The sequence below is a fragment of the Ectopseudomonas khazarica genome (assembly GCF_017915135.1).
Lineage (GTDB): Bacteria > Pseudomonadota > Gammaproteobacteria > Pseudomonadales > Pseudomonadaceae > Aquipseudomonas > Aquipseudomonas khazarica.
In genome coordinates this window covers 3880214-3894000 of sequence record NZ_CP068551.1, presented here as the reverse complement: position 1 = coordinate 3894000, position 13787 = coordinate 3880214, and the positions used below count along the sequence as shown (strand labels likewise).

The following is a 13787-nucleotide window of genomic DNA, read 5'->3' as shown; positions in this document are numbered from 1 at the left end:
AGTATCAAGTCGAGAGCTCATCCATCATGGAAATGCAGAACGCTCAACCTCGTGCTCGTCGCAAGCACCGCAGCCTGGCCCAGGAGCTGGTGGCGGAGCTGTCGCAGCGCATTCGTGACGGCCAGATCAAGCGTGGTGAGAAGTTGCCCACCGAGTCGGCCATCATGGAAGAACAGGGTGTCAGCCGTACCGTGGTACGCGAGGCCCTGTCGCGTCTGCAGGCCGCCGGGCTGGTGGAGACGCGCCACGGGATCGGCACCTTCGTGCTCGATACCCCCAGCGCCAGTGGTTTTCGTATCGACCCGGCGACCATCGTCACGCTGCGTGACGTGCTGGCCATTCTCGAGCTGCGCATCAGCCTCGAAGTGGAGTCCGCCGGGATGGCGGCGCAGCGGCGCAGCGATGCCCAGCTGAAAGCCATTCGCGAGGCGCTGGATGCCATCAACGAGAGCGTGGCGCATGCCAGTGACGCGGTCTCCTCGGATTTCCAGTTCCACCTGAGCATCGCCGAGGCCACGGGCAACCGTTACTTCACCGATATCCTCAGCCACCTGGGGACCAGCATCATCCCGCGTACCCGGGTCAATTCCGCCAGCCTGGCGCGTGATGATCAGACCCACTACATGGCGCGCCTGGAGCGTGAGCACGAGCAGATCTTCGAGGCCATCGCCCGCCAGGATGCCGAGGCCGCGCGGGCGGCGATGCGCCTGCACCTGACCAACAGCCGTGAGCGCCTGCGGCAGGCGCACGAGGCGGCCGAGGCCGAAGCGCTGCACGGCTGATTCGGTGGCGGTGCGCGTGCTGTCCATGCGCATCGCCTAGCGGCGGTAGGCCAGGGCGATGATGCCGCCGACCACGATCAGACCGCCGAGCACCTGCAGGGCGCCGAGCAGCTGGCCGAGGATCAGCCAGCCGAACAGCATGCCGGCGACCGGCTCCATGTTCATCACCGGTGCATTACGCGCGATATCCAGGCGCGGCATGAGGATGAACAGCAGCGAGAACGCCGTTCCGTAGAGCGTCACCAGCACGCCCAGGGCGATCCAGCCGGCGAGCGCGTTGGGCAGGCCCAGGCCACCGGGCAGCGCGCCGCTGGCGCCGACCATGGCCGAGAGGCTGAACACCACCGCCATGGTCAGCATGCTGCGGACCCTACCGGGCATGGCCGAGAGGCGGTGCTCGGTGACCCACAGCGCCACGGCGAAGACGCCGGCGGCGGTCAGGCTGAACAGCACACCCTCGACCCAGCGCTCGTCGATGGCCCCCTGGCTGGCCAGGCGCGCCGGTACATCCAGCACCAGCATCAGGCCGATCAGGATCACGCCCATGATCACCGCGGCCCGGCGGGTTGGTGCCGGGCCGCCGAGTATCCAGGTCAGCAGGGCGAGCAGGATCGGCGACAGGTTGACCACCAGCAGGGCCAGGCCGACCGGAATGCGTGCCACCGCCGAATAGATGCAGAAGCTCTGCACCGCGATCAGCGTGCCCAGCAGCAGTTGCCAGCCCCAGGTCTCGCGCTTCAGGCGCAGCGAGTCGCGCTGCCAGAGCACCAGCGCACTGAGCACCAGCAGGGTCACCCCGGAGCGGCAGAGGATCGCCAGCAGCAGGCCGGCTTCATGGTCGAAGGCGATGCGTGCGGCGATGTGGTTGCCGGCGAACGAGCAGGCCAGCGTCGCGAGAATCAGGGCGGCGATGTGCCGGGGGAAGAGGGCGGCAGACATGGCGGAGCGAAATGTCCTCATACAGCAAGGAGCCGCCCGGAAGGCGGCTCGGGATGGATCGACGACCTGCGGCCGATGACTTACAGCACCACGCTGGGCAGCCAGAGGGAGATGGCAGGGATGTAGGTCACGGCCATCAGTACCGCGAACAGCGCGATGTAGAACGGCAGCAGGGCCTTCACGGTGTTCTCGATGCTGACCTTGCCGATGGCGGCACCGACGAAGAGTACCGCACCTACCGGTGGTGTGATCAGGCCGATCCCCAGATTGACCAGCATGATCATGCCGAAGTGCACCGGGTCGACGCCGAACGAGGTGACCACGGGCAGCAGGATCGGGGTGAGGATCAGGATCAGCGGGGCCATGTCCATCAGGGTGCCGAGCACCAGCAGCATGAAGTTCACGCACATCAGGATCACATAGCGGTTGTCCGACAGGGTCAGGAACGCGGTGGTGATCTTCGACGGAATCTGCATCAGCGTCATGATGTAGCCGAAGCTGGCGGCGAAGGCGATGAGGATCATCACGATCGACAGGGTGCGCACCGTGCGGTGCAGCATCTTCGGCAGCTCGCTCCACTTGTAGTCGCGGTAGATGAACATGGTCACGAAGAAGGCCCAGACCACCGCCACGGCTGCCGACTCGGTGGCGGTGAACACGCCGCTGAGAATGCCGCCGAGGATGATCACCATGGTCATCAGGCCCCACAGCGCTTCCACGCAGATCTGCAGCGCCTGGCGCAGCGGGATCACTTCGCCCTTGGGGTAGTTGCGCTTTCTGGCGAACAGCAGGCAGAGCGTGGCCATGGTGGCGCTGAGCAGCAGGCCGGGGCCGATGCCGGCGACGAACAGCGCGGCGATCGACACCGTGCCACCGGCGGCCAGCGAGTAGATCACCGAGTTGTGGCTGGGCGGGGTCAGCAGCGCCTGCACCGAACCGGAGACGGTGACGGCGGTGGAGAACTCGCGCGGGTAGCCTTTCTTCTCCATTTCCGGGATCAGCACCGAGCCGACCGAGGCGGTATCGGCCAGCGACGAGCCGGAGATGGCGCCGAAGAAGGTCGAGGCGGTGATGTTGACCAGCGACAGGCCGCCACGGACGAAGCCCACCAGCACCCCGGCGAACGCCACCAGGCGCCGCGCCATGCCGCCTTCGGCCATGATCGCGCCGGCCAGGACGAAGAAGGGGATGGCCAGCAGGGAGAATTTGTTCACGCCGCCGGCGATCTGGATCATCACGGCGTGCAGCGGAATCTCGATCCACCAGGCGCCGATCAGGGTCGCCAGGCCAAGGGCGTAGGCGACCGGGACGCGCAGCAGGATCAGGGCGATGAAGCTGCCCAGCAGGATGGCGGCATCCATTACACGGACTCCTTGGAATCTTCGCAGTTCTCGTAATCGACGACGCGGCGCTTGTGCTGATCGCCGTAGAGCAGTTGTTCGATGACGAACAGCAGGGTGACGAAGCCGCCCAGCGGAATCGGCGCGTAGCTGATGCCGACGCGCATCCAGGTCAGCGTGCTGAGGTACTGATTCCAGGTGGCGACGCACAGCTTGTAGCCCCAGATCAGCATGAACAGGCTGATCGCACCCATGGCCAGGCGCACGAACAGGGTGAGAAAGGGTTGCGCCATGTCCGGCAGGCGATCGCTCAGCACCTGCACCGCCATGTGTGCGCCGGCACGGTAGCTGGCGGCGGCGCCGATGAAGGTGAACAGCACCATCAGCAGGATGGCCACAGGCTCGGGCCAGCCGAGGCCCTGGCCGAGTGCGTAGCGGCTGAACACGCCCCAGGGGATGATCAGGGCCATGATCACGATCGCCAGTCCGGCGGTCGCGATACAGGCGCGGTAGATGGCGTCGTTGACGCCCAGAACCAGGTTTTTCATGAGACTTCACCGGTGACGCGACGTGGCCGGGGCGCACGCCGCGTGCTGCGCGTGGATTACTGAACGGCTTCGATGCGCTTGATCAGGTCGGCGAACTGCGCGCCGTACTTCTCACGAACCGGGGCGGTGGCGTCGTAGAACGGCTTGGTGTCGACCTCGATGAACTCGACGCCCTCGGCCTTGAGCTTCTCGTCGCTGGCCTTTTCCTTGGCGACCCATAGCTCGCGCTCTTCCAGCTGCGCTTCCTTGGCCAGCTTCTTGACCAGCGCCTGCTGCTCCGGCGTCAGTTTGTTCCAGGTGGTCTTGGACATCAGCAGCGGCTCGGGGAGGATCAGGTGGTGGGTCTGGGTGTAGTACTTGGCCGCGCGGAAGTGGTTGTGTTCGAGCAGGGTCGGTGAGTTGTTCTCGGCACCGTCGATCACGCCGCTCTGCAGGGCGCTGAAGATTTCTCCGGTGTCCATGGCGATGCCGTTGGCGCCCATGGCGTTGAGGGTGTCGATGAACAGCGGGTTGCCGATCACGCGGATCTTCATGCCCTTGAGGTCTTCCAGCTTGCGCACCGGCTTCTTGGTGTAGAGGCTGCGGCTGCCGGCTTCCATCCACGCCAGGCCGACCATGTTGAAGTCGGAGTTGGTGATGGCATCGAGGATTTCCTGGCCGATCTCGCCGTCGATCACCTTGCGCATGTGCTCGATGTCGCGGAACACGAAGGGCATGTTGAAGACGTTGGTGGCGGGGACGACCGGGCCGACCGAGCCGAGGCTGACGCGGGTCAGCTGCACGGCGCCGATCTGGGTCTGCTCGATCACTTCCTTCTCCGAGCCGAGTACGCCGCCAGCGAACATGCGCGACTTGATCTCGCCAGCGGTCGCTGCATCCAGCTTCTTGCCGAGGTTGTCCATGGCCACCACGGTCGGGTAGCCGGCCGGGTGGATTTCAGCGATCTTCAGGGTCATCTCGGCCTGGGCGAAGGTGGACAGGCCGAGAGCCAGAGGAAGTGTGGCGAGTAGCAACTTGCGTTTGAGGTTCATGCGGAAAGCTCCGTCTTGTTGTTGTTGGTGAACAGCAGCGCGAGACCGGTACCACGAGGTGGCCCGGGGTGAATCGGATCAGGGGCGCAAGGCCGGTTCGGCCATGCCACGCACGCCAGGGCTCAGGGCGAACACACCGCCGGCCAGCGGCTGCTCGGAAACGTCGCCGGCGGGGCGGATCGAGGTGACGAACAGGGTGTCCAGGTGCGGCCCGCCGAAGGCGCACATGGCGGGTTTCTGCACCGGAACCGCGAGCGAGCGGTCCAGGCGGCCGTCGGGGGTGAAGCGATGGATCAGCCCGGCGTCGTTGCCGCAGATCCAGTAGCAACCGTCGACGTCCACCGCCGCGCCGTCCGGGCGGCCGGGGTGGCGCGTCATGTCGATGAACAGGCGGCGGTTGTGTGGTGTGCCGCTGTCCGTGTCGTAGTCGAAGGTCCAGACCGCCTGCACCGTCGGGTGCGAGTCGGACAGGTACATGATCCGGCCATCGGGGCTGAAGGCCAGGCCATTGGGCACGATGAGGTCGTCGAGCCGCTGCTGCAGCTGGCCGTCGTAGCGATACAGCGCGCCGACGCGGGCACCGGCGGCCATGTCCAGCAGCATCGTGCCGGCCCAGAAACGACCCTGGCGGTCGCAGCGACCGTCGTTGAAGCGCATCTGCGGGCGAGGGTGTTCGACGCGTGCCAGGCACTCGCTGCGGATGCCGCCATCGTCCTGCGGGCGCAGGTGGAAGAGGCCGCTCTGCATGCCGGCGAGCCAGCCACCGGACGGGTGCATGGCCAGGCAGGCGAGCATTTCATCGGCCTGCCAGCTCTGCGTCTGGCCATCGGCCACGGACCAGCGATGCAGCCGGCCTGCGGGAATGTCGACCCAGTACAGTGCCTGTTCCGCGGCGTTCCATACCGGGCTTTCTCCGGTCGCGTTGCGTGCGTCGACAATCAGTTCTGCTGACATGGCCGTGGTGTGCTCTGGTTGTTGTCGGGGCAGGAGCGGGGCGTGCAGGCGTCAGTCGTCGCCGAACGGGCCGGCGGCCACGAAGGCGCCGCCCTGGTAGATGCGCGCGGGGTCGTCGGCGGCTGGCAGCGGTTGCGCCTCGACCTTGTCGCGGAACACTTCGGAGCTGTCCCTGGCCTGGAAACCGAGGTGGGCGGCGAGGTGGTTGTCCCACCAGACGTCGCGATTGTCCGACATGCCGTAGACCACGGTATGGCCGACGTTGGCCGTGTACAGGCAGCGTTCGATCAGCTGGGTGAGGTCGTCATAGCTCAGCCAGGTACTCATCATGCGGCGATTGGCCGGCTCGGGAAACGACGAGCCGATGCGGATGCTGACGGTCTCGATGCCGTAGCGGTCGAAGTAGAAGCTGGCCATGTCCTCGCCATAGGACTTGGAGAGGCCGTAGTAGCCGTCCGGGCGCCGCGCCGAGCGGGCGTCGAGCCGTTCGTCCTGCTGGTAGAAACCGATGACGTGGTTGGAGCTGGCGAACACCACGCGCTTCACGCCATGGCGGCGCGCCGCTTCGTAGATGTGGAACACGCCGCAGATATTGGCGCCGAGGATTTCCTCGAAGGGGCGTTCGACCGAGACACCGCCGAAATGCAGGATGGCATCGACGCCTTCGACCAGGCGATGGACCTCGGCCTTGTCGGCCAGGTCGCAGTGCACCACTTCTTCGTGCGGGCCGGCGGCGGGGGCCATCTCGCCGATGTCGGACAGGCGCAGGATGTTGGCGTAGGGGCGCAGGCGTTCACGCAGTACCTTGCCCAGCCCGCCAGCGGCACCGGTCAGGAGAATGCGGTCGAAGGGGCGTAGCTCTCGGGACGTGCTGCTCATGCTGGGGCCTGGACTCTTGTTGTTGTTTTGGTGTCATACGTTGTCGTATGACATGGATCGATTATCAGCAGCACCCGATGCGCTGTCAACGTGATAATCGAGGCTTTTCCTCAGGCTTTGCTCTGCGCACGGGTATGCCTCTATAGTCGGCCTGGAACGGATGAAGCCGCATGCCATCTGCATTGCTGCCGTGTTCTGCGCATTCCAGGCGATGGCGCGAGGCCTGTTCCAGGTGTCGCACGATGGCGTTTCGGATATCGGCCAGCGCTGGCCGTTCGACTAAAGTTGTATGATGACTGCGGCTCGGGGGTACTGACGCGAGCCGGGGTGTGAAACCCTGCATGATGGAGCCGTGAGATGAGCCGGAGACCTGCCGGGATACGTAGCAGCACAGCGCCCACACTGATCGACGTGGCCAGGGTCGCAGGGGTATCGCCGATCACCGTGTCGCGCGCCCTGGGGCGGCCGGAGGTGGTTACCGATGCCACGCGCAAGCGGGTGCTGGAGGCGGTGCGAGCTACCGGCTACGTGCCCAACCTGGCGGCGGGTTCGCTGGCCTCCAGCCGCAGCCGGCTGGTGGCGATCTTCCTGCCGACCATCGCCAACTCGATCTTCGCCGACACCGTGCAGGCACTGACCGACCACCTGGCGGCGGCGGGCTACCAGACCCTGCTGGGGCTGACCGGCTACCGCCCGGAGCAGGAGGAGGCGCTGCTCGAGGCGGTGCTGGGGCGGCGCCCCGACGGCATCGTCCTGACCGGCACCGAGCACACCCAGGCCAGCCGTGAGCGCCTGGCGCGGGTTGGCATTCCGCTGGTCGAGGCATGGGACCTGTGCGAGCGGCCACTGGACATGCTGGTCGGCTTCTCTCACGAGGCGGTTGGCCAGGCAGTGGCGACCTACCTGCTCGGCAAGGGCTACCGGCGTGTGTCGGTGGTGGGCATCGACGACCCGCGCGGCCTGCGCCGTTATCGCAGTCTGGTGGCGGCCCTGGAGGGACGTCTGGAGGCACCCGTCAGCGCGCAGCTGTTGCCGGCGCCGGCGACCCTGGCGGTCGGTCGCGAAGGCCTGGCGCGACTGCTGCAGGCCGGCGCGGCCGGGGAGGTGGTGGTGTGCAGTTCCGATACCCTGGCGCAGGGGGTGATGGCCGAGGCGGCCAGCCGTGGCTTGCGCGTACCCGAGGACCTGGCGGTGATGGGCTTTGGCGACCTGTCCAGTGCGGCGCACACCCATCCGCCCCTGTCCACGGTGCGGGTGGACGGGGCGCGCATCGGCCGCGCCATCGCCGAGGCTCTGCTGGCGCGCATTGCCGAGCCGGCCAGCGGACGCCAGCCGCTGCGCCTGGACGTGGGCTTCGAACTCATCGAGCGCAGCAGTGCCTGAGCCTGCTGCGCATTGCCGACCGCTTGCTGCAGCGCCTAGCCCAGGCGCAGGTGGTTGTCCCAGAGCCCGGCCGGCAGGTCCAGGGCCTTGGCCACGATGCGCTCGCCGCGGCAGTCGTACAGGCGGCAGCGGCCCTGGCCCGAGGTCACGACGAAACCGTCGGCGACGGCGCCCACCCCGGCACAGTCCGGCAGCGGCACGTCCAGGCGCACCTCGGCGCTGTCCAGGTCCCAGACGAAGAAGCGATTGCCGCGCGGTGCGGTCATCGCCAGCAGGCGCAGGTCGTCATGGATCGCCAGGCTGGCGGTGTACTGGCTCATCATCGCCCGTTGCGCCTCGCCCAGCGGGAACGCCTGGAGGGCCTGGCCGGGACGCTTGATGGCGAGCAGCGGCACGGCGTCATGCAGGTCGCCCATGTACTGCTGGCCGCTGACCACGGTGCCGTCGCGGGCCACGGCGAGGTGGCGGACGCTGTTCTGCTGGTCGGCCAGCTTCTCCTGGCTGACCAGGCTGCCATCGCGGTGCATCAGCACCAGGCTGGAGTCCATGGCGTCAAGGTTCATCTCCACGCGGCTTTCCGCCTCGGTGCGGATGCCGCCGTTGGCGACCACCAGGGTCTCGCCGTCGGGCATCCACAGCAGCTGGTGAGGGCCCACGCCGTGGGTGCTGTGTTCGCCGCTGCGCTCGAGTCGTTCGCCGTTCAGGCGATAGACGCCCAGCACGCCGCGCCCTGGCTCCGTGGTGTCGTTCTCGGTGGCGTAGAGCCAGTCGCCGCCCTGGTGAAACACCGCGTGGCCGTTGTAGTGGCGGCCTTCGGCAGCGACCAGGGTCTGCAGCAGACGGCCGTCGCGGGTGTCGATCAGGTAACTCTCGGTGCTCGGCCGGCGGCCGACGAACAGCGCCAGCGGCAGGCTCGGGTGCGGCACCACGTCGTGGCAGCGCTCGGTCACGGCGGTGGCGAAGGCCTGCTGCCCATCGAGGTGATAGCCCACGGCATAGTGCTTGCCGTCGGCATCGTCGCGGGCCGACAGCACCAGGGGCTGGCCGGACGGGCCGAACAGGGTCCAGCTGCCGAAGGCGCCGGCGGCGGCCAGGCTCGCCGCCACGGCGCCCAGGCCGAGGAAGGTTCTGCGCTGCATGCTCAGTCTCCGTCGTGGGCGTTGAAGCCGATCTGCACGCCCAGGGCCTTGGCCAGGTCGCTTTCCTGCAGGCGGTGCAGGCGGTTGAGACTGTCGTACAGCTCGTTCAGGCTGGCGCGGCCGGCCTCGTCGGCGAGCAGTTCACCCAGCGGGCGCTCCAGCGCGGCGAGGCGCTGACGGGTCTCCTGGTAGGCCGCGTCGATACGTTGGGCCAGCTCGGCCTGGTCATCGCCGAGCAGCGCCTGGATGCCGTCGCGATTGCCGCCATGCCACAGCAGTTCGGCGCTGGCCAGCGCCGCGCCGAGGTTGGCCAGGCTGGCGGTGCTGCGCCAGGCCTCGGCCTGGTACGGCTGGGGGATGCCCTTGGTCTGGCGGCCGAGCGGGGCGCCGAGCTTCTTCTTCAGGCCATCGATGCCGCTGATCTGCACGCGCAGCAGTTCGGCGATGGCCTCGTTGGCGTCGGCGTAACGGTCGTTGGGGAAGGTCTTCAGCTGTTCGGCCATGCCCGACTTGCCCTGCCACTCGCCGACGATGTTGCCGGCCAGCTCCTGCTGGTGCACGCCGATCGCCTGCAGCAGCGCGCAGTAGCGGGTTTTCTGCTCGGGCTGGGACAGGTCCAGCTCGGGGTCGAAGAGGATGTACTCGTAGGCGGTCAGGCCCTGTACCACCACGCTGGCGTTCGCCAGGTCGTCCGGGGTCAGCTGCGGCTTGTTCTTCAGCAGGGCTTCGACCTGCCGCTGCACCAGGTTCTTCTTGTCCGGCCAGAACTGGATCTGCCAGGCGCGGTTGCCTTCGGCCAGCGGGCCGATCAGCAGCGGCTGCAGGCCGGCCCAGGCGCTCTGCGCGCCGAGAAAGGCCTGGCGGGCGGTCGTCAGGTCGGCGCTGCCGGCGCAGAATGCGGCGGAGCTGGTGGCCAGCTGGCGATCGGCTTCCTGCCAGCTGGTGTAGGCCGGCAGCAGTACGCCGTCGGCCAGCGCGGCGCTGACCTTGGCTTTGGGGTCCTGCTGGCCGCAGCCGACCAGGGCCAGGCCGAGCAGGGAGGCGATCAGGGTTTTGGGCAACATCGCAGGCTCCTTAGAGGGTGTTCACACGATCGATGAGCGAAGACGGGACGAAGCGGTTCGAGGATGCGCAGTTTACTGCGCCGAACACGCAGTCCGGGGGCAATTTCAAGGCCGTGTGGTCGAATGCAGGCATGTTGGCGGCGCTCTCCTAGAGGGAGTTGAGGAAGGCGAGCAGCGCGGCCCGCTCATCGCTGTCGAACTGCAGCACGCGCTGGCGGGCCGCCTCGGCCTCGCCGCCATGCCAGAGAATCGCCTCCAGCAGGTTGCGCGCGCGTCCGTCATGCAGGAACTGGGTATGGCCGTTGACCGCCTCGGTCAGGCCGATGCCCCACAGCGGCGGGGTACGCCACTCGCGACCGCTGGCGAGAAATTCCTCGCGGCCATCGGCCAGGCCTTCGCCCATGTCGTGCAGCAGCAGGTCGGTATAGGGGCGGATCACCTGGTTGGCCAGCTCCGGCTCGGCGGCTTCGGCCGAGGTGGTGAAGCTCGGGGTATGGCATTTCTGGCAGCCGGCCTGGTGGAACAGGCTCTTGCCCTTGAGCACCTCGGGGGCATCGACATCGCGCCGCGCCGGCACGCCGAGGTTGCGGCTGTAGAACAGGACGCTGGCGAGGATGGTGTCGCTGACCTCCGGCTCACCGCCGTGCGCTGCGGCGAGGCAGTCGGCTTGCGCGGCGGTGCAGTTGTCGTGGGGGATCAGCGAACTGGTCAGGCCCATGTCGTTGGCGAAGGCATCCGCGTTCTGCTGGTTGAGGCTGGGCTGGCCGGCCTTCCAGCCGAAACGACCCAGTGCGCTGCGCTGCTGCTGGCGATCCCAGACGCGGTTGGCGCGTCCGGAGATGCCATCGCCATCGGCGTCGTCCGGGTCGGCGGCGGCGAGGATGTCGGCTTCGGCGATGGCTTCGAGCAGGCCCAGGCCGATCATCGGCGGGGCGATGCGCACCGAGAACAGGGTATCCGGGTGCATCGCGCCGTAGCCCAGCTGGCTGATTTCCAGGCGCGGCTTGCGCAGTTCTACCTCGGTGCCGTCGGCGAAACTCACCGGCACGCTGCTGTAGCTGACGCGCACCTTGCCCTCGGGCGCCACCCCGGGGTTGGCCATGTCCTGCAACTGGGTGCCATAGGTCGGCTCGGCGACCACACCCTGTTGCAGCAGGCGCTCGGCATCCTCCGGGCGCGCCGGCAGGGACAGGCGCACCAGCATCGACGCGGCGCTCCGCGCATCCGCCGCCGGGGGATGGCCACGGCCGTCCTTGATGTGGCAGTTCTGGCAGGCGTTGGTGTTGAACAGTGGGCCCAGGCCGTCACGCGCGGTGGTAGTGGCGGGGGCCGTGACCCAGGGGTTGCGGAAGAAGCTGTTGCCTACCGAGAAGTCCAGGCGCCGGCTCGGCGCCAGGTTCGCCGATGGCAGGGAGAAGGCGTTGTGGTCGAACTTGCGCACGGTGGCCGCACCGGCGGACAGCGCTTCGCCGGGCTCCGCTGCGGTGAAGTTCGCTTGCTGTTCGCAAGCGATCAGGGGCAGGACCAGAAGAGGCAGCAAACAGCGCTGGAGCGGCGACATCGGGAGAGCTATCCGGGCGGGCAGGGGAACGGGGCGCCAAGATTAGCAGGCTAACGGAATTTAAATAAGATCAATTAGCGTTATCTGCCGGGGCAAAAGGTCGCGTGCCAGCGGCATGTGCCCGTTGCGGCACGAGTGGCGCGCAAGCGGGCACGGCGCCAACGCCGTGCCCTCGCGGGCTCAGCTGACCCGGAAGCGATTGATCTGTTGTTGCAGGTCGCTGCCCAGGCGCGCCAGGTCGACGCTGGCGGTGGAGGTCTCCTCGGTCGCGGCGGCCGATTGCTCGGCGATATCGCGGATATTGGCGATGCTCCGGTTGATCTCCTCGGCGACCGAACTCTGCTCCTCGGAGGCCGTGGCGATCTGCTGGTTCATCTGCTGGATGCGCGACACCGCTTCGTCGATCCGCGTCAGGGCGGTACCGGCGTGGCGCGCCGCCTCCACGGTCTCGCCAGCCATGCTGCGGCTCTGCGCCATGACGCTCACCGCGCTCTCGGCGCCGTTCTGCAGCGCGGCGACCAGCTGTTCGATCTGCTGGGTGGACTCCTGCGTGCGACGCGCCAGGGCGCGCACCTCGTCGGCGACCACGGCGAAGCCACGGCCCGCTTCGCCAGCGCGCGCGGCCTCGATGGCGGCGTTGAGTGCCAGCAGGTTGGTCTGCTCGGCGATGCTCTTGATCACGTCCAGCACCGTGCCGATGTTGGCGCTGTCGCCCTTGAGCCGGCCGATGGCCTCGGCGGAGGCTTCCACGGTGCTGGCCAGCTGTTCGATGCGGGTGATGGCCTGCTGCACCACCTTGTCGCCCTCGCGGGTCTGGTCTTCCGCGTCTCTGGCCGAGCTGGCGGCGTTCTCGGCGTTGTGCGCGACATCATGCACGGTGGCCGCCATCTGGTTCATGGCGGTGGCGACCTGGTCGGTCTCCATGCGCTGCTGGGTGACGCCGGCGCTGGTCTGCTCGGTCACCGCCGAGAGCTCTTCCGCCGCCGTGGCGAGCTGGGTGATGCCCGCGCCGAGCTGGCCGATCAGGTCCCGCAGGCTCAGGGTCATGGCCTGCATGGCCTGCATCAACTGGCCCAGTTCGTCGCGGCGGTCGCTCTCGATATTGGTGGTCAGGTCGCCGTCGGCGACCTGCCGGGCGATGCCGACCACGCGCTGCAGCGGGGTGACGATGGCCTGGGTGATGAACAGTGCGCAGAGCACGCCGAGCACGAAGGCGATCGCGGCGGCGATCAGCAGGGTCTGTTTGGCGTGGCTGGAGTCGCTCGCCAGCAGCTCGCGCTGCAGCTTGAGCGACTGGCTCGACGCGGCCGTGACCTCGCGCGCGCGGGAGGTCATGTCTTCTTCGCTCTGGTCCAGCTCGCCCAGGTTGTTCTTCAGCTGGGCGAAGTGGCTGCGGTAGGCGGCCAGTTGCTGCAGCGCCTCTTCCACCTCGGCGCGCGCGGCGTCGTCCTGCAGCGTATTGAGCAGTTGCCGGCTCTTGTCGTCGAGCGACTGGAAGTGGCCATCGAGGAGCTGTGCGTACTGGTCGTCGCGGCGCAGCAGGAAGTCCTTCTCGCGACGCCGCGCTTCCAGCAGCTCGCGTGCCAGTTGGCTGGCCTGGTTGGCGCGGTCCAGGGTGTCGATGCTGCTCTGCGCGCCGCTCAGGCGGATCTGTTCGACGGCCAGCTGGCGCAGCTTGGCCTCCAGCTCGGTGAAGCGTTTGAGCGCTGCACGGGCGGACTCTTCCATGGCTTGCTGCGCCTCGCTGCTGGCCTTGCCGGCGGCCTGCAGTTGCGCCAGCTCGTCGCGGTAGCCGCTGGCGTCTTCCTGGATCTGGCGCATCAGCGCCTTGTTCTCCGGGCGCGCCAGCTCCGCTTCCTTCGCGGCGGCCTGCTCCTGTATCTGCTGCGACAGGCTCAGGGCCTGCTGCATGGCGGTTTGATCGTCGCGCAGCAGGTAGTTCTTTTCCTGCTGGCGCGCGCGCATCAGGTTGGCGTCGATCTCGCTGACGCCCAGCAGGCTGTCGATGCGATCGAGGGTGCTGTCCAGGCTGGTGTTGCCGATCCAGGCCGTGGCCAGGGTGATGAACAGGATCAGGCCGAAGCCGCCGAGCAGTTTTTTACGAACACTAAGGTCAAGAAGCATGCGAGTGACAGTTTTCATGACGATTCCCTGTGCTGTGTGGCGG

At 67.5% G+C, this 13787-nt stretch carries 13 protein-coding genes; 3 read left to right on the top strand and 10 right to left on the bottom strand.

Features of this window, described 5'->3' with window-relative positions; translation table 11 throughout:
• Positions 1-26 precede the first annotated feature (26 nt).
• Positions 27-782, top strand: a complete 756-nt coding sequence (locus tag JLK41_RS18370) for a FadR/GntR family transcriptional regulator (RefSeq protein ID WP_037049198.1) — start codon at positions 27-29, stop codon at positions 780-782.
• Between the two features lie 36 nt (positions 783-818).
• Here JLK41_RS18370 and JLK41_RS18365 read toward each other — a convergent pair whose 3' ends face one another.
• From JLK41_RS18365 to JLK41_RS18340, 6 genes are all read right to left on the bottom strand, one after another.
• Complete coding sequence (locus tag JLK41_RS18365) at positions 819-1721, bottom strand: EamA family transporter (protein WP_210389547.1); 903 nt, start codon at positions 1719-1721, stop codon at positions 819-821.
• Between the two features lie 80 nt (positions 1722-1801).
• On the bottom strand, positions 1802-3082 hold the full coding sequence (locus JLK41_RS18360) for a TRAP transporter large permease (protein WP_037049195.1): 1281 nt from the start codon (positions 3080-3082) through the stop codon (positions 1802-1804).
• Positions 3082-3609 (bottom strand): TRAP transporter small permease, encoded by a 528-nt coding sequence (locus JLK41_RS18355; RefSeq protein ID WP_037049193.1) that lies wholly within the window; start codon positions 3607-3609, stop codon positions 3082-3084. Before JLK41_RS18355 ends, JLK41_RS18360 begins: the two co-directional genes overlap by 1 nt.
• A 56-nt stretch (positions 3610-3665) precedes the next feature.
• On the bottom strand, positions 3666-4640 hold the full coding sequence (locus tag JLK41_RS18350) for a TRAP transporter substrate-binding protein (protein WP_210389546.1): 975 nt from the start codon (positions 4638-4640) through the stop codon (positions 3666-3668).
• A 78-nt stretch (positions 4641-4718) separates the two neighbouring features.
• Positions 4719-5594: an SMP-30/gluconolactonase/LRE family protein gene (locus tag JLK41_RS18345; protein WP_210389545.1), complete on the bottom strand. Its 876-nt coding sequence runs from the start codon at positions 5592-5594 to the stop codon at positions 4719-4721.
• Positions 5595-5645: 51 nt separating this feature from the next.
• Complete coding sequence (locus JLK41_RS18340) at positions 5646-6473, bottom strand: NAD-dependent epimerase/dehydratase family protein (RefSeq protein ID WP_210389544.1); 828 nt, start codon at positions 6471-6473, stop codon at positions 5646-5648.
• Positions 6474-6633: 160 nt separating this feature from the next.
• Here JLK41_RS18340 and JLK41_RS25495 point away from each other — a divergent pair, with 160 nt between their 5' ends.
• Both JLK41_RS25495 and JLK41_RS18335 read left to right on the top strand, forming a co-directional pair.
• Positions 6634-6756, top strand: a complete 123-nt coding sequence (locus tag JLK41_RS25495; protein ID WP_269814719.1) for a hypothetical protein — start codon at positions 6634-6636, stop codon at positions 6754-6756.
• Positions 6757-6830: 74 nt separating this feature from the next.
• Positions 6831-7856, top strand: a complete 1026-nt coding sequence (locus JLK41_RS18335) for a LacI family DNA-binding transcriptional regulator (protein ID WP_134677106.1) — start codon at positions 6831-6833, stop codon at positions 7854-7856.
• A gap of 35 nt (positions 7857-7891) precedes the next feature.
• Here JLK41_RS18335 and JLK41_RS18330 read toward each other — a convergent pair whose 3' ends face one another.
• The 4 genes from JLK41_RS18330 to JLK41_RS18315 all read right to left on the bottom strand — a co-directional run bounded on the left by JLK41_RS18330 (position 7892) and on the right by JLK41_RS18315 (position 13762).
• A complete protein-coding gene (locus JLK41_RS18330; RefSeq protein ID WP_210389543.1) occupies positions 7892-8995 on the bottom strand; it encodes a DUF1513 domain-containing protein in 1104 nt (367 codons plus the stop codon).
• Between the two features lie 2 nt (positions 8996-8997).
• Entirely contained in the window at positions 8998-10059 is a 1062-nt protein-coding gene (locus JLK41_RS18325; protein WP_210389542.1) for an imelysin family protein, read from the bottom strand.
• 148 nt (positions 10060-10207) lie between these two features.
• The gene (locus JLK41_RS18320; protein WP_210389541.1) at positions 10208-11620 is read right to left on the bottom strand and encodes a di-heme oxidoreductase family protein; all 1413 of its coding nucleotides are present in this window, start codon (positions 11618-11620) and stop codon (positions 10208-10210) included.
• 180 nt (positions 11621-11800) lie between these two features.
• Positions 11801-13762 (bottom strand): HAMP domain-containing methyl-accepting chemotaxis protein, encoded by a 1962-nt coding sequence (locus tag JLK41_RS18315; protein ID WP_210389540.1) that lies wholly within the window; start codon positions 13760-13762, stop codon positions 11801-11803.
• Positions 13763-13787: the final 25 nt, after the last annotated feature.